Source organism: Nocardia sp. NPDC051321, from assembly GCF_044455225.1.
Taxonomy (GTDB): Bacteria; Actinomycetota; Actinomycetes; order Mycobacteriales; family Mycobacteriaceae; genus Nocardia.
This window is the reverse complement of sequence record NZ_JBITEM010000010.1, coordinates 133558-148477: the sequence shown is the minus strand read 5'-3', so window position 1 is coordinate 148477 and position 14920 is coordinate 133558. Positions and strand designations below refer to the sequence as shown.

The window sequence follows — 14920 nt, the reverse complement described above, 5'->3', positions numbered from 1 at the left end:
GCTCTCCCGTTCCGGGAGTTTTCTTCGTACTGTCAGTATCGGAAAACGTACTACCGGTACGGGCCGATCGTTCCGGCGAGCTGCACTGCAGTCGCCAGTGTCCAGTGCCCGGCCGACCACCGCATGACCGTCCGGCAGCCCGCACCCGAACGAGGCAAGAAAAAATGACCAACGAGCTCGACACCGATACGCCCCGCCCGGATCGAGAGTGGACGGTGACCGCCGACGGCACCGAACTCGCCGTCTACGAATGGGGCGACCCCGCCGCCGCACCCCTGGTCCTGGTGCACGGTCTCACCGACACCCACCGCGTGTGGGCCACCGTCGCCGCGCTGCTGACCGACGGATTCCGGGTGATCACCTACGACGTGCGCGGCCACGGTCGATCGGCCACTCCGCCACTGCTTTCCGGCTTCCGCCTGGACCGGCTCGCCGCCGACTTCTTCGCGGTGATCGACGCGGCGAGCCCGAAGCGACCGGTGCACACCTGCGGGCACGGCTGGGGCGCGGTGCAGCTGTGGGAGGCGGTCTGCGATCCGCGGGCGAACACCCGAATCGCCTCGTTCACCGCCATTTCTGGCCCGAATCTCGATCACCTCGGTCTGTGGTTGCGGGCCATGGCGCCGCACGCGCGGCTGCACGCGGGCGATCTCGGCTGGTGGTTTAGTGGGGTGCGCTGGACACTGAGCCCGGTGCCCGTCGCTCGCAGGCTGTATCCGCCGAGGGTGCGCACGCTGCTGGTGGAACGACTCGGCGGTCTTTCCCCGGTGCCTGCCAGGATCGCGCGCACCTGGCGCACGGATCTGCTCGCGGGCGCCCGCATCGCACAGGCCAACCTGCTGCATCACCTACAGCGGCCACGGGTGCGGCGCACCGCGGTGCCGGTGCAGTTGCTCGTCGACACCACCGACCCGTTCGTGCCCGCCTCCATCTACGACACCTCGACGCGCTGGGTGGACCGGCTGTGGCGCTGTGCCGTGCCTGCCGACCACTGGCTGCCGGTCACCGAGCCGCTGCTGGTCGCCGAGGCGATCGCCAATTTCGTCGACGACATGCGGGCCGACCACGCCGCGATCACCCCGCGCAGCAGCTGACCTACCTGATAACTCGACATCGATACGGAGATCCCATGCCGGACGCAGCCCAGCCGCTGATCCGCACCCTTGGCGCACCACTGCCCGACGAATTCGACCGGCTCACCGACTCCGATCTCGCCGAACTGGACCGCCTGCTGCGCAACGCCGTCACCGCGCGAGGCGAGCGCCTCCGCGCGGCGGTCGAGTCCTCGCTCCAGCTCATCCCCCGGCTCATGCGACCGACCGTGAAGCGGGCGCTGGGCTTATGAGCGCGCAGCTGATGGCTCGTGCCGAGACGACCAAACTCGCCCGCCTGCTTGATATTTCCGATCCGGCGGCGCTCGACTTCCTCAACGGCCTTTCGCCGGAAGCTATTCGGGAATTCCGTGAGCGGGCCACCGATCTGCTGTTCAACGGCGACGCCGCCCGCATGAAACGCGTTGCGGCGGCGACTAAATTGGTGCCGACCGCGATCAGCGCCAAGGCAGCCGAGCGCGCGTTCGGTCCGGTGTTGTGCGCGGCGGTCGCGGGTTCGGTCGAACCCGCCCGCGCGGTGGACATCGCCAAGGCGCTGCCCGCTCGATTCCTCGCCGAGACCGCGATTCAGCTCGACCCGCGCCGCACCGCCGACATCATCGCCGCGGTACCGCCACGGCTGGTCGTCGAGGTGGCCCGCGAGCTGCTGCGCCGGGACGATCACGTGACGATGAGCCGTTTCGTCGGCGTGGTTCCCGAGGAGTCGATGCGGGCCGCGGCGCCCGCGCTCGGGGACGCGGATCTGCTGCGCGTCGGGTTCTTGATGGAGGACAAGTCCGCGCTGGACCGGCTGATGGGTCTGGTCACCGATCGGCTCGCCGGGGTCATCCGCGCCGCGCACGAACAAGACCTGTGGGCCGAGGGACTCGACCTGCTCGACAGTGTCGGACCGGAGAATCGGGCCGCGCTCGGCGATATCGCCGCCGGGCTCGGCGGTGCGGTGCTCGACGGCCTGATCGAGGCGGTCCGGACGCTCGACGCCTGGGACTCGCTGCTCCCGGTGACCGCCGCGATGAACGCGGACAGCTTGCGCGCGTTCGCCGAAAGGCCTGCGGTACAGGAGGAATCGGTGCTCGCCTCGATCATGAATGCCGCGCTGAACAAGGGTTTTTGGCTCGACCTGCTGCCGCTCGTTGTGCATCTGCAGCCGTCGCAGCTCGCCATTCTCGCCGCGCGCCTGGCCGACAAGTCCGACGAGGAGCTCGGTGACCTTGTCGCCCAAGCGGATACGGCGGGCCTGTGGAGCGCCATGCTGCCGATCGCGCTGGCGATGACCGAGACCGATCGTCGCCGGATGGCCGGTCTGCCGATCATGCGGGATCCCGACGTGCTGCGCGCGGTGATCAACACCACCGCCGAACACGAACTCTGGTCGCAGGCACTGCCTTTGGTTGACGCGCTGCCCGACTCCGCGACACCGATCCTGGCCTCGTGCATCGGCGATCTCAGCACCGGCCAGATGCTGGCCGCCGTGCTCGTCGCTTCGCGCAGCGACAACATCGACACCCTCGTCGATATCGCGCTCGCGCAGGACGCCGAGGGTCGGGCCCGAGTGCTCGAGATCATCGACGGGATGGCCGATCTCGACGAGTTCCTCGCCGCGCTGACGCCGGACACGCCAGCGGTGGTGTGGCAGGGCTTGATCGAAGTGCACGCGGAAATCCCCGCCGCGCTACGCATTCGGCTGGCCGACCGCGCGCAGCACTGCGGGCGGACCGCCGTCGCCGACAGCCTGCGCACGGATCCGGCCTGACGCGAACGACCGGCGGCGCCGCCGGTGAAGTGATACTTTCGCCCCATGATGGGACCGGCTGGTCAGCGGCGTCCTAGCCTCAGCAACGCCGGATGGCTGCACGAGCCGTTGACGCCGATCGGGGCGATGCGGCCGTACCCGGACGGCCCGGTGCCGCCGCAGCCGCTCGGCCGGTGGCGGCAGCCGGGCGGTCATCGGGGGCGATGGTGGATACTCGGCGCCGTGGTCGGCGTCTCGACGTTGGTGGTGGTCGGCGTGCTCGGCGTGTCCGACAGTCGGCCCGCCGATCCGGTGCCCGACCTGCGGGGCTACCACTATGTCGACAATCTCTGCGCGATCACCGACACCGCGCCCTACACGCACGCCGGATTCATCTTGGCGCCGTCGAGTTCGGCGACGCTGAAGTATCCGCTGCACCAAACCCGCCTGCACCCCGCGATCGACGCGATGACGTGCACCATCCGTCTCGCGTCGCCGGGATCAAGGGACCGGGCCGACGACACCACGCTGATGGTGAACGCCTTGGTGCACAAGCGGGCCGATCCCGGTCCCGAGTTCACCGCGCGGTTCGAGACCTGGACGCAGGCCGACCTCGCCGCGCACGACGACGTCACCAAGATCGGCGGCCTCGGCGACGAGGCGTACCTGGTCCGCAAGCAGACCGAGCACGCGCCGAACACGGGCGTCACCCTGGCCGTTCGCGACGGCTGGACCACCTTCGATATCAGCTGGTTACGCCCGCCGTCGGTGGTCACGACCACCGATATCAAGGTGCCGGAGGTCGTCGAATTGCTGAAGCGAACCGCGGCCACCACGATGGCGCTGCTTCGCGCGTAGGCCATCGAGAGGCAACCGGGCGGCAACCTGGTCGCGGAGTTTGCGACAATGGTCGGGTCGATTTCCCAGCTCACCGAAGGATGCCTGTACCACCGATGGCCGAAAGCATGATCGATCCGGACGAGCTCGCGACCTGTCTGCGGGTACTGGACCAGGCCGGACAGCTGGAGAAAGAGCATCCCGACTCGGTGGCGGTGCAGCGCGCGGTCGGCCACATGTTCAAGAAGCTCAAGCAGCGGCGCCGGATCGAGGCCAGGACGGCGGTGGCCGATGCCGACCGCGAGGTCATCGCCGCGACGGCCACCGGCTCGCCGCAGCGGATCGATGACGAGACCGCGGGCATCCCGCTCGCCTCGAACGCGCGCGGCGCCACCGCGGGCACGCTGATCCGGGCGCGTCCCTGTTACATCTGCAAGCAGCCGTACACGCAGGTCGACGCCTTCTATCACCAGCTGTGCCCCGAATGTGCCGCGAGCAGCCACACCAAGCGGGACGCCCGTACCGATCTGACCGGCCGTCGCGCGCTGCTGACCGGCGGGCGCGCCAAGATCGGTATGTACATTGCGCTGCGGCTGCTGCGCGACGGCGCGCACACCACCATCACCACCCGCTTCCCGAACGACGCCATCCGCCGGTTCGCCGCCATGGACGACAGCGCGCAGTGGCTGCACCGGCTGCGGGTCGTCGGCATCGACCTGCGTGATCCGGCGCAGGTGGTCGCCCTCGCGGACGACGTCGCGGCGCAGGGTCCGCTCGACGTCCTGATCAATAACGCGGCGCAGACGGTCCGCCGCTCCCCCGGTGCGTACAGCGCGCTGGTCGACGCCGAGTCCGGTGCGCTGCCCGCCGGTGCGCTGCCCGATGTGGTGACCTTCGGTAAGACGATGCAGGCACACCCCACCGCGCTCACCGCCTCGCTCACCCCGACGCTGACCGCGGCCGACGTCGCCGAGCTCGCACTCGTCGCGGGATCGGCCACCCCCGAACGCATTTCGCGTGGCGTGGCGATCGATGCCGGTGGCCTGGTGCCGGACCTGGCGCACACCAACAGCTGGGTGCAGACCGTCGCCGAGGTCGACCCGACCGAGCTGCTCGAGGTGCAGCTGTGCAATTCGGTCGCGCCGTTCATTCTGGTATCGCGGCTCCGCCCGGCCATGGCCGCCGCCGCGGCGCGCCGCAAATACATCGTCAACGTGTCGGCGATGGAGGGCCAGTTCGCTCGCGCCTACAAGGGACCGGGGCACCCGCACACCAACATGGCCAAGGCCGCGCTGAACATGCTGACCCGCACCAGCGCCGGCGAAATGCTCGAAGCCGACGGCATTTTGATGACCGCCGTTGACACCGGCTGGATCACCGACGAGCGGCCGCATTACACGAAGGTCCGGCTCGCCGAGGAGGGCTTCCACGCGCCGCTGGACCTGGTCGATGGCGCGGCCCGCGTCTACGACCCGATCGTGCAGGGTGAGCACGGCACCGACCTGTACGGCTGCTTCCTGAAGGATTACCGGCCTTCGCCCTGGTAATCCGACGGCACCCCGGGCAGAATCGGCCGCAATCCGACCTGCTTAAGGGGTTACATGGTGAATCAGACCGGGCTCGGCGCGAGGGTGCGCGATCGGCTGCCGTTCCTGCGCTGGTCGACTATCCGGATGGGGCTCGGCATGGGCAACGTCCTGCGCACGGGGCAGGTGGGTGACGGTCGCGAGCGCGCCCTGCTCGACCACGTTCGAGCCACGGCCACGGCGGGCGATCCGGACAGTGTGCTCGCCGCGATCGACGATTTCGCCCGTAATCGCAGTCTGCTGATGAACATCGGCGACGAAAAGGGCCTGATCCTGGACAGCGCCATCAAGCGGGCCGAGCCGACGCTGCTGCTCGAACTGGGCGCCTACTGCGGGTACAGCGCGGTGCGCACCGGCCGGATGATGCCGTCGAAGGCGCGACTGGTGTCGGTCGAGGCGAGCCCCGACAACGCCGAGATCGCGCGAGCGGTGATCGAGCACGCGGGCCTTGCCGATCGGATCAGCGTGGTGATCGGCAAGATCGGCGACGGCGGCGCGACCATGCGGCACCTCGCCATCGAGCACGACTTCGGGCCCGGCGCACTGGATTTCGTGTTCATCGACCATCTGAAGACCGCGTATCTGCCGGATCTGAAGTCGATGCTGGCCGCGAGCTGGCTGCATCCGGGGACGATCGTGGTCGCCGACAACGTCAGAATTCCGGGAGCTCCCGGGTACCGCCGGTATATGCGCGAGCACGAAGGGACGCGCTGGCGCACCACGGAGCACAAGACGCACCTCGAATACCAATCCCTGGTCGCCGATCTCGTGCTCGAATCCGAATACCTCGGCTGACGGTTACGCTGGTGAGATGCTGTATCGGCTGCTGGCCGACGCCACCGCCGCGGCGCATTTCGTGTTCGTCGCGTACGTGGTCGTCGGCGGGTTCCTCGCGTGGCGCTGGCCGCGCAGCATCTGGCTGCACCTGATCGCGTTCGGCTGGGGATTCAGCACGGTGCTGTTCGGGTTGGATTGTCCGCTGACGTATTTGGAGAATTGGGCGCGGCATCGAGCCGGCGAGGCCGGACTGCCGTCGAGCGGGTTCATCGACCACTACATCACCGGCGTGCTCTATCCGGAGAACGCGCTCGGGCTGGTTCGGGTGCTCGTCGCGGTGTGTGTCGCGGTGTCGTGGGTGGGCTATGGGTGGCTGCGGCGGCGGGCAGCCGGGTCGACTACCCACCTTTCCGCATCCCACTAGTTACATGTCGAAATAGATTGGCCGACAGACGCTTTCAGATATCCGACAGATTGCGCGCGAGCTGCTCGGCGACGACCTTCGCCACCTCGGCGGGACGCTCGTCCAGATAGAAGTGACCGCCGGGGAAGGTCGCGCGGTCGAAGGTTCCGGTGGTGAACTCGCGCCATTCGTCGGCTTGGTCCGGGGTCATCGTCGGGTCTTCGGTGCTGACGAGCGCGACGATGTCGGCGGTCAGCGGGGCGCCCTTGGTGTACCGATAGGTCTCGACGGCCTGGTAGTCGGCGCGCACGGCGGGTAGCACCAGTTCCGCGAGACTTGGCTCGTCGCGCAGCATTTGGATCGGCGCGGGGTCGGCGGCCAACCGCTCCAGCTCGGCGATCAGGTCGCCGTCGGAGCCGGCATGGACGCGCTGCGTCTCCACGAAAGTCGGTGCGGGACGGCCGGAGACGAACAATGCCGTCAACGATTGCCCCTTGCGCTCCAGCCGACGCGCGGTCTCGAACGCCAGTGTTGCGCCCATGCTATGACCGAATAGCGCTAGCCCATCAATGATTCCGAGCTTCAGCACTTCCTCGGCAATCCGCTCGGCGAGCGTATCCAGTTCGGTGATCGGCGCCTCGCCGAGCCGATCCTGCCGTCCCGGATACTGCACCGAGGACACCGCGATGCCCGCACCGAACTGTTTCGCCAAATCGCGATAGGCCGTCGCGGGACCGCCGCCCGGCGGGAAACACAGCAGGTGGTGCCGGGGAGTCGCGTCGGAACGCAGGCTCCGCAGCCAGTCACCGGACTCGATGGATCTGCCCATGTATAACTCCTCCTCAGACGGAACTATTACGCTCTTTCGCGTGAACGCGCATACACGGCTGGTCCACGACTACGAAGCCGGAATCGGTGTCACCCCCTCTGCCATTACGCCCGCACCCGATCCTGTCAGCAATCTGGCTGCGACACTGCCGGTCTGGTCACTGTCGGCCGGATCGGTCGCCGCGCTGATCGCCGCCGCCAACCGGATCCGCGGTGTCCGCGGACTCGACCCGGTCGCGCACCGCATCGACCCCGCGCGCATCACCGCCGCGTTCTGTAGTGAACGGTTACTCAGCATCGGCGGTCGCCCCGCGACGATGTTCGGCGACCTCTCCGGATTCTTCCCCACCTTCGACGGGTGGGTGCGCACGCACGCCAACTATCCGCACCACCGTGATCGGCTGCTCACCGCGCTCGGGTTGCCACTGGACGCACCGTTCGATCTCGTTGTCGCGCACATGGCGATGAGCCGCGCGGCCGACATCGAGGATCATGCCGCCGCGCACGGGGCGATCGCGGTGCGGGTGCGGACCGAGCAGGAGTGGCTGGCGAGCGCCGAGGGGTGGGCCGCCACGATGGGGCCGTTGGTCGCGATCGACCGGCGGGCCGATCGCGGGGAGCCCGGATTGCCGGTCGGTGCCGCGCCATTTCAGCCGTTGCGTGGGTTGCGGGTGCTCGATTTGACGCGGGTGATAGCCGGGCCGGTGGCGACGCGGACGCTGGCGTTGCTCGGCGCCGATGTGCTGCGGGTGGATCCGCCACACCTGCCGGAAATCTCTTGGCAGTACGCGGATACCGGGCAGGGCAAGCGGTCGACGCTGGTGGATCTGTGGGCGCAACTGCCGCTGGTCCGGGATCTGCTGGCTTCGGCCGATGTGCTGGTTACCGGGTATCGGCCGGGTTCGCTGGAACGCGCGGGTCTCACCGCCGCGATGCGGCCCGGGATGGTGCACGGCCGGGTGAGCGCTTGGGGCGAGGCCGGACCGTGGGCCGAGCGGCGTGGTTTCGACAGCATTGTGCAAGCGGCGTCGGGGATTTCGATCGCCGAGGGCGCGCCGTCGGTGCCGAGCGCGCTGCCCGCGCAAGCGCTCGACCATGCCTCCGGTTACCTGCTCGCCGCGGGCGTTATCGATGCGCTGGCCGCTCGCGCGTCCGACGGCATCGGCCGTGACGTGCGAGTCTCCTTGGCGCGCACCGCCTCCTGGCTCCTGGCCGCCCCTGACCGCACCCCCCGTCACCCACCCGCCGCCCTGCCCGATCCCACCGAGGTCATGTCGCACGGCGACGTCATCACCGCCACCCCCGCCATCGCCGAATACCCCGCCTACACCTGGCCCGCTCCCACCTACGGCGGTGATCGCCCCGCCTGGCCTTTGAAGACCCATTGATCGCCGCGCACACAGGTGAGCCGCGGGCCTGGCGAACGGTGCGCGCGGAACCGATGCGAGACCGGCGGTTAGTCTCGTTGGGTGCGGCAGAAGATCATGATGGATGTCGATACCGGGGTCGACGATTCTCTTGCGCTGCTCTACCTGCTGGCGTCGCCGGAGGCGGAGATCGTCGGGATCGCGTCGACGGCCGGGAATGTGCCCGCGCCGCAGGTGGCGGCGAATAACCTCGCCTGGCTCGAGGTGTGCGGGGCGCCGGAGATCGAGGTCGCGCTCGGCGCCGCCGAGCCGCTGGCTATTCCGTTGCGCACCACCGAGGACACACATGGGCCGCAGGGGGTCGGGTATGCCGAGCTGCCGCTCTCGGCGCGCGTCCTTTCGCCGCGGTCGGCCGCGCAGCTGTGGGTCGATCTGGTGCGCGCGCATCCCGGCGAGATCGTCGGATTGTGTACCGGTCCGCTGACCAATCTGGCGCTGGCCGTCCGGCTCGAGCCCGCGCTGCCGACGCTGTTGCGCAGGCTGGTGATCATGGGCGGCGCGTTCAATCATCCCGGCAACACCACACCCACCAATGAGTGGAACGTGCACGTGGATCCGGAGGCCGCCAAGGAGGTCTTCGATGCCTTCTCCGCCGCGCCGCCGGATCGCAGGCCGATCGTCTGCGCGCTCGACATCACCGAGACCATCGAGATGCGGCCGAAGCACCTGTCGCTGCTGGCCGAACGCGCGGGCAGCGTTCCGGTGGAGACGGTTTCGGAGACCGATCCGCCCGAGGCCAGGTCGGCGGCGAGCAATCCGATTGTCCGGCATGCTACCGACGCGGTGCGGTTCTACTTCGACTTCCACCGGCTCTACGATCTCGGCTACCTCGCGCACATGCACGATCCGTTCGCGGCGGCGGTGGCGCTCGACCCGGCCCTGGCCGTCACGCGTCCGGCGACGGTCGACGTCGAGCTGACCGGAACCTTGACGCGCGCGACGACCGTGGCCGACTGGGCTGGCATGTGGGGCCGAGAACCCAACGCGGACATCGTGATCGGTACCGATCAGCAGCTGTTCTTCGACCGGCTGATCACCAGGATCGGCGACTTCGCGCGGACGGTGTACCCGCCGAATGTGTGAGACAGGAGAAGCCGTGCTCGGCGACAAGGACGACGACGGCTATCTCACCGAGTTCCGCGACCGGCTCGGACTGCCCGGAATCATCGATGTGCACACACATTTCATGCCGGAGCCGGTGATGCGGAAGGTGTGGGCCTACTTCGACTCGGCCGGTCCGCTCACCGCCCGCGCCTGGCCCATCGCGTACCGGGCGGACGAGCAGGTCAGGTTGAAGACGTTGCGCGGCTTCGGTGTTCGTGCCTTCAGCGCCCTCGTCTACCCGCACAAGCCGGAGATGGCGGCGTGGCTGAACGAATGGACCGCCGAATTCGCCGCGCGCACACCTGATTGCCTGCACACCGCCACGTTCTATCCCGAGCCGGACGCCGGAAGCTATGTGGCTGCCGCGATTCAGCGCGGCGCCCAGCTGTTCAAGGTGCACATCCAGGTCGGCGGCTTCGATCCCGGCGATCCGCTGCTCGACCCCGCCTGGGGGCTGGTTCAGGACGCGGGCATTCCGGTGGTTATCCACTGCGGATCCGGGCCCGTAGCGGGCGAATTCACCGGTCCGGCGCCCATTGCCGCACTGCTGCGGCGCTTTCCCCGCCTGCGGTTGATCGTCGCGCACATGGGCGCACCCGAGTACACCGAATTCTTCGACCTGGCCGAGCGATACCCGGATATCCGATTCGACACCACCATGACGTTCACCGACTTCTTCGAGGAAGTCGATCCGTTCCCCGACGCGGAACGCGACAGGTTGCGTTTCCTCGGTGACCGCATCCTGTTCGGCAGCGACTTCCCGAACATCCCGTACACCTACGGGCACGCCGTCTCCGCACTGGAACGTCTCGAGCTCGGCGACGAATGGTTGCGCAAGGTCTGCTACCACAATGCGGCGGATCTGTTCGGTATCGAGTAGGCCTGCTGGTATTCACGCCGCCGCGACGGTGAACCTGGCGCGGCGATGCGCGGGGCGCTCGGCCTCGTCGAGCAGGGCGACGGCGAAGTCCTCCATCGAGATGGCCGATTCGCCGTCCGGGCCTTCGAGCAGTTCATCGACGCCGGTCTGGTAGGTGCCGGTGCGCTCCCCTGGTTCCAGCAACGCAGGCGGGCTCAGATAGGTCCAGTCCGCCACGGTTTCGGCTCGGTACAGTGCCAGCTGGTCGGCGCACGCCTGCGCGATCGATCGCAATTCCGTGGGAAAGCCGGGTGTTTCGTGCAGCGTCACGCCATCGGTGCCCGGCACCAGAAGCGTCGACGCACCGCCGACTGCCAACAGGCGAACACCATTGTGCGCCAGCACTTTCAATAGGACTGACGTCATCTCGGGCAGTTCGTGTTCCTGACCGGTCGCGGGCCGGGTCGCGGTGATCACGAGATCTTGTCCGGCGCTTAACGATACGACGTCATCGAGATTCATCGCATCACCGATCCTGACCTCGGCCGCGGCCGGCACGGTGGCCGCACCGGCCGGGTTCCGCAGCGCGGCGACGACCTCATGGCCGCGCGATAACGCCTCCGCCACCACCCGGCTGCCCACCTGACCTGTCGCGCCGAACACCGTGATGCGCATGATTCGTCCTCCTCCGTGCTGTTTTCGATCGCTTAGCTCTAAGTAACTTACCTTAGCGCTGAGTAATTCCCGAATGAGATACCTCACCGTTGAGATATTCGCTAGAGTGCGGGGGTGACCGATCACGTCGACCACGTTCTCGCGCAATGGCAGGACCAGCGCCCCGACCTGGACGTCTCCCCCATGGCCGTGCTCGGGCGGCTGTCCAGACTGACGCAACTCAGCGGCGCCGAACTGCGCAAGACCTTCGCCGCGCACGGCCTCGACGCCGCGTCCTTCGACGTGCTGGCCACGCTGCGGCGCAGCGAACCGCCGCACAGCCTGACCCCCACCGAGCTGATGCGTTCGGCGATGGTCACCTCCGGCGCGATCACCCAGCGCCTGGATCGCCTCGAAGAACGCGGCCTGGTGCGCCGGTCCCGCAGCGAATCCGATGGTCGCGGCATCCACGTCGCCCTCACCGACGCCGGGCATCAGCTCATCGATGCCGCACTACCCGATCATGTCGCCACCGAGGAACGCCTGCTCAGTCCACTCACCCCGAAACAGCGCGCCGCACTGGCCGACACGTTGCGTACGTTGCTCGAATCCCTGGGCGACGCAACCTGATCCGCCGCCGCGCGAGGCGCAGGAAATCGTTAGCTGTGCGGCGCGCGCCGGGCCGATCGGTGCGCGGACGGTCCGCTCAGGCGGCGGGCAGTGCGGCGACCAGGCCGCGGATGTAGTTGACGCGCTGCTCGGTGTCGAACACCTGCGCGCGGTCGGCGATCTTGACCTGGGTCGCGTAGTAGAAGCCGGGCCCCTGCACGCTGACCTGCACGAAGCCCTGGATCTTGTCCTCCTTGACGGCCAGGAACAACAGGCCGAGCAGGCAGAAGACCATCAGGAGCACCGCGAGCACGATCGCGTACGACGGGATGCGCTGGTTGACGCTGGTCTGGTTGGTGACAATCCATGTGGTACCGGCCAGCGGATGCTGCCCAGAGGGCGTCATGACCTGGGTCGCCGTGCACCCGATGTCTCCGACGGTCACCAAAACGGGCAGCGGGGTGAACGAATTCCACTGCGGCGGAGGCGGTTCCGGCCCGGAAATCCACTGCGGCCGAACCATTCCCGGTTCGGACGGTCGGGCGATCGCTTCATCGGACATCGCAGGCACCTCCTTCGCCCTGCGGAGGGCCGGATCCCCCCGCATCACGTCGGCTGGCGAGTCCTCGTCGCCGCGTCATCGCCAGCTGAGGAACCTTCCAATCTACTACTCGTCAATATGGCTCGACAACTAGCAGATCTTCCGCAAATATCCATCGGACGCGATGTCTACGCAGGTAGATGGACCTACCGAGGCGGTGGGCAGGCCACCGCCTCGACAGGTCAGCGACCGATCAGCTCTCGGTGCGATCCCAATGGAACGGACAGTGCGTCCCGCCGAGTCCGATCGTGGTAGCCCGATCGAACCGGAACCCGTGCTTCGCCGGATCGATGGCGCCGATCCAGTTCGCGTCGAACTCACACATCACCGGCGTCAGCTCGGCCGCCGAATGCGCAACCAGCACTTCATGATAGAAGCAGCGCACGATATCGAGGTGGTAGCTGTCGGCACTGTCCACGGTGCGCGCGAAGCCGAATCCGGCGCCGAAGGCGTACTTCTCGCGGGTCTTCGACACCGCGACCAGCGCGGCGAACGGATCCGCTGCGGCATCGAGCATCGCCCTCGTGCCGGCCCGAACAGCCTCCCCCAGGGGTTCGACGAAAGCCGCCCGCAGCGCGGCGATGGTGACCTCCCGCCCGAGCCGAGGTCGCAACGCCCGGTAGGCGACCACCAAGGCGAGCGTCATTTCCAGGTTGTAGCGCGCGGGCTCGTCCACGCAACGCTCCGCATCAGCGGCGGCCAGCGCGGCGAGCGATGCACGCATACCGCTGAACAGATCATCGGGCAGGTCCGCGTCCCGCAGACTCCCCGCGAGATGGTCGAAGAAGGCCTCGACGATCGCCGTCGAGTCGCCCGCCACATCGGGCACGTAATCGTCTCCGGCAAGACCGAAACGGTCGGTGTTCATACTGCGTCCTTTCGAGACATCGCCGGTCTCGAACACAGCACAACCACACAGCGAAGAGTCGGCCGTGCCCGCCACCGACGAGCACGCCAACGCGCTCCACCGACCTACCTGGCGCTGACGATATTCCTGGATAGTCCCGCGGCTGCGGAACATTCGCAGCATCCCACGCCCGCGATGCCATGTCCAATAGTCCTGGTACCGAACTTCTTTCGGAGCGTGCACTCGATCGACATGGCGGATGGGCTTGTCGCGGCGACCGCGTTGACGCATGGCCTCGCCGTGGTCACCCGGAATGTGAAGCACTTCGAGGAGACCGGGGCCGCGATCATCAACCCCTTCGGGTGAGGGCTAGTGGGTGTCGAAGGCGCGGAGGAGTTCTTCGGCGGCGAGGGCGGCGGTGAGGGTTCCGTCGCGGACCTGGCTTTCCACTTGGGCGCGAATGGCTTTCACGGCGGGGTTGTCGGCTAGGCGGCGCAGCAGCTGGTCGTGCACCATGGTCCAGGTCCAGTCGACTTGCTGGCGGCGGCGTTTCTCGTCGAATTCGCCCGCGTCGGTGAGGACGCGGCGGTGTTCGAGGACGGTGGCCCAGAATTTGTCGAGGCCGACGCCTTCCAGTCCGCTCATGGTGAGCACCGGCGGGCGCCAGAGCGCGTCGTGCGGGTGGATCAGGCGCAGCGCGCCCGCGAGTTCGCGGGCGGCCGACTTGGCTTCCAGTTCGTGTTTGCCGTCGGCCTTGTTGACCGCGACCAGGTCGGCGAGTTCCAGCACACCTTTCTTGATGCCCTGCAACTGATCTCCGGTGCGAGCCAGCGTGAGGAAGCAGAAGACGTCGACCATATTGGCGACGGTGACCTCGGATTGGCCAACGCCGACGGTCTCCACCAGGATCACGTCGTACCCGGCGGCCTCGAGCAGCACGATAGTCTCGCGAGTCGCCTTGGCCACGCCACCGAGGGTGCCCGCGGTCGGCGACGGACGGATATAGGCGTTGCGCTCCAGCGACAGTCGCGCCATCCGGGTCTTGTCGCCGAGAATCGAACCGCCGGTCCGGGTGGACGACGGATCGACCGCGAGCACCGCGACCCGATGCCCCTTCCCGATCAAATCCATCCCGAGCGCATCGATGAACGTCGACTTGCCGACGCCCGGAACACCGGTGATGCCAACACGATTCGACACCACCGCGGTCTCGGAACTGTGCTTGTCCGGCGTCAGCCGCAGCAACAACTGCTGCGCCGAGTCCCGGTGGTCGGCACGCGTCGACTCCACGAGGGTGATCGCCCGCGCCAAGGCGGCCCGCTCCCCCGCCCGCACCGCCTTCGCCATCGCCTCCACATCGATCGCCGGACGCCCTGGCGGCCGAGGCCCACGGTCGACCTGCGAGACCGACTCCCGGCCACCATCAGCCCGACCGCTCCGCGCACTGGAATCCGACCGTGGACGACCTTCGACGGCCGAATCCGACTGAGTCGCATCGTCAATCGGCACATCTGGCCCCGCCTCGAGGCGACCGTCTGCCGCCG

General features: G+C 67.9%; 16 protein-coding genes. 11 read left to right on the top strand and 5 right to left on the bottom strand.

The window, feature by feature from the left end; genetic code table 11:
- Window positions 1-164: 164 nt before the first annotated feature.
- From ACIA8C_RS24480 to ACIA8C_RS24450, 7 genes are all read left to right on the top strand, one after another.
- Window positions 165-1094, top strand: a complete 930-nt coding sequence (locus tag ACIA8C_RS24480; RefSeq protein WP_397138431.1) for an alpha/beta fold hydrolase — start codon at window positions 165-167, stop codon at window positions 1092-1094.
- 35 nt (window positions 1095-1129) lie between these two features.
- Complete coding sequence (locus ACIA8C_RS24475) at window positions 1130-1345, top strand: hypothetical protein (RefSeq protein ID WP_397138429.1); 216 nt, start codon at window positions 1130-1132, stop codon at window positions 1343-1345.
- The gene (locus ACIA8C_RS24470) at window positions 1342-2865 is read left to right on the top strand and encodes a hypothetical protein (RefSeq protein WP_397138427.1); all 1524 of its coding nucleotides are present in this window, start codon (window positions 1342-1344) and stop codon (window positions 2863-2865) included. Before ACIA8C_RS24475 ends, ACIA8C_RS24470 begins: the two co-directional genes overlap by 4 nt.
- A 45-nt stretch (window positions 2866-2910) precedes the next feature.
- On the top strand, window positions 2911-3702 hold the full coding sequence (locus ACIA8C_RS24465; protein ID WP_397138425.1) for a hypothetical protein: 792 nt from the start codon (window positions 2911-2913) through the stop codon (window positions 3700-3702).
- 95 nt (window positions 3703-3797) lie between these two features.
- Window positions 3798-5228 carry an SDR family NAD(P)-dependent oxidoreductase gene (locus ACIA8C_RS24460; protein ID WP_397138423.1) on the top strand — a complete coding sequence of 477 codons (1431 nt, stop codon included), beginning with the start codon at window positions 3798-3800 and terminating at the stop codon, window positions 5226-5228.
- Between the two features lie 54 nt (window positions 5229-5282).
- Entirely contained in the window at window positions 5283-6062 is a 780-nt protein-coding gene (locus ACIA8C_RS24455; RefSeq protein ID WP_397138421.1) for an O-methyltransferase, read from the top strand.
- 16 nt (window positions 6063-6078) lie between these two features.
- The gene (locus ACIA8C_RS24450; RefSeq protein ID WP_397138419.1) at window positions 6079-6468 is read left to right on the top strand and encodes a DUF2784 domain-containing protein; all 390 of its coding nucleotides are present in this window, start codon (window positions 6079-6081) and stop codon (window positions 6466-6468) included.
- A gap of 34 nt (window positions 6469-6502) precedes the next feature.
- On the opposite strand, the gene ACIA8C_RS24445 is transcribed toward ACIA8C_RS24450, so the two are convergent.
- Window positions 6503-7276: a thioesterase II family protein gene (locus tag ACIA8C_RS24445; protein ID WP_397138417.1), complete on the bottom strand. Its 774-nt coding sequence runs from the start codon at window positions 7274-7276 to the stop codon at window positions 6503-6505.
- A gap of 40 nt (window positions 7277-7316) precedes the next feature.
- Here ACIA8C_RS24445 and ACIA8C_RS24440 point away from each other — a divergent pair, with 40 nt between their 5' ends.
- The 3 genes from ACIA8C_RS24440 (at window position 7317) to ACIA8C_RS24430 (ending at window position 10686) form a co-directional block, all read left to right on the top strand.
- The gene (locus tag ACIA8C_RS24440; RefSeq protein WP_397138415.1) at window positions 7317-8663 is read left to right on the top strand and encodes a CoA transferase; all 1347 of its coding nucleotides are present in this window, start codon (window positions 7317-7319) and stop codon (window positions 8661-8663) included.
- A gap of 81 nt (window positions 8664-8744) precedes the next feature.
- Entirely contained in the window at window positions 8745-9785 is a 1041-nt protein-coding gene (locus tag ACIA8C_RS24435) for a nucleoside hydrolase (RefSeq protein ID WP_397138413.1), read from the top strand.
- Window positions 9778-10686, top strand: a complete 909-nt coding sequence (locus ACIA8C_RS24430) for an amidohydrolase family protein (protein WP_397138412.1) — start codon at window positions 9778-9780, stop codon at window positions 10684-10686. The genes ACIA8C_RS24435 and ACIA8C_RS24430 overlap by 8 nt, the downstream gene beginning before the upstream one ends.
- A gap of 12 nt (window positions 10687-10698) precedes the next feature.
- On the opposite strand, the gene ACIA8C_RS24425 is transcribed toward ACIA8C_RS24430, so the two are convergent.
- Entirely contained in the window at window positions 10699-11340 is a 642-nt protein-coding gene (locus ACIA8C_RS24425) for an NAD(P)-dependent oxidoreductase (protein WP_397138917.1), read from the bottom strand.
- Window positions 11341-11454: 114 nt separating this feature from the next.
- On the opposite strand from ACIA8C_RS24425, the gene ACIA8C_RS24420 reads away from it, so the two are divergent.
- Entirely contained in the window at window positions 11455-11949 is a 495-nt protein-coding gene (locus tag ACIA8C_RS24420) for a MarR family winged helix-turn-helix transcriptional regulator (RefSeq protein ID WP_397138411.1), read from the top strand.
- Window positions 11950-12025: 76 nt separating this feature from the next.
- On the opposite strand, the gene ACIA8C_RS24415 is transcribed toward ACIA8C_RS24420, so the two are convergent.
- The 3 genes from ACIA8C_RS24415 to meaB all read right to left on the bottom strand — a co-directional run bounded on the left by ACIA8C_RS24415 (window position 12026) and on the right by meaB (window position 14738).
- Window positions 12026-12490 (bottom strand): hypothetical protein, encoded by a 465-nt coding sequence (locus ACIA8C_RS24415; RefSeq protein ID WP_397138409.1) that lies wholly within the window; start codon window positions 12488-12490, stop codon window positions 12026-12028.
- 232 nt (window positions 12491-12722) lie between these two features.
- Window positions 12723-13397: an L-2-amino-thiazoline-4-carboxylic acid hydrolase gene (locus tag ACIA8C_RS24410; RefSeq protein WP_397138407.1), complete on the bottom strand. Its 675-nt coding sequence runs from the start codon at window positions 13395-13397 to the stop codon at window positions 12723-12725.
- 348 nt (window positions 13398-13745) lie between these two features.
- Window positions 13746-14738: a methylmalonyl Co-A mutase-associated GTPase MeaB gene (meaB, locus tag ACIA8C_RS24405; RefSeq protein WP_397138915.1), complete on the bottom strand. Its 993-nt coding sequence runs from the start codon at window positions 14736-14738 to the stop codon at window positions 13746-13748.
- Window positions 14739-14920: the final 182 nt, after the last annotated feature.

Coding starts and splice junctions, on each gene's coding strand:
- ACIA8C_RS24410 (WP_397138407.1), bottom strand. CDS start 13,397: ATGAACACCGACCGTTTCGGTCTTGCCGGAGACGATTACGTGCCCGAT.
- ACIA8C_RS24425 (WP_397138917.1), bottom strand. CDS start 11,340: ATGCGCATCACGGTGTTCGGCGCGACAGGTCAGGTGGGCAGCCGGGTG.
- ACIA8C_RS24460 (WP_397138423.1), top strand. CDS start 3,798: ATGGCCGAAAGCATGATCGATCCGGACGAGCTCGCGACCTGTCTGCGG.
- ACIA8C_RS24465 (WP_397138425.1), top strand. CDS start 2,911: ATGATGGGACCGGCTGGTCAGCGGCGTCCTAGCCTCAGCAACGCCGGA.
- ACIA8C_RS24415 (WP_397138409.1), bottom strand. CDS start 12,490: ATGTCCGATGAAGCGATCGCCCGACCGTCCGAACCGGGAATGGTTCGG.
- ACIA8C_RS24475 (WP_397138429.1), top strand. CDS start 1,130: ATGCCGGACGCAGCCCAGCCGCTGATCCGCACCCTTGGCGCACCACTG.
- ACIA8C_RS24450 (WP_397138419.1), top strand. CDS start 6,079: ATGCTGTATCGGCTGCTGGCCGACGCCACCGCCGCGGCGCATTTCGTG.
- ACIA8C_RS24430 (WP_397138412.1), top strand. CDS start 9,778: ATGTGTGAGACAGGAGAAGCCGTGCTCGGCGACAAGGACGACGACGGC.
- ACIA8C_RS24480 (WP_397138431.1), top strand. CDS start 165: ATGACCAACGAGCTCGACACCGATACGCCCCGCCCGGATCGAGAGTGG.
- ACIA8C_RS24470 (WP_397138427.1), top strand. CDS start 1,342: ATGAGCGCGCAGCTGATGGCTCGTGCCGAGACGACCAAACTCGCCCGC.
- ACIA8C_RS24445 (WP_397138417.1), bottom strand. CDS start 7,276: ATGGGCAGATCCATCGAGTCCGGTGACTGGCTGCGGAGCCTGCGTTCC.
- ACIA8C_RS24455 (WP_397138421.1), top strand. CDS start 5,283: ATGGTGAATCAGACCGGGCTCGGCGCGAGGGTGCGCGATCGGCTGCCG.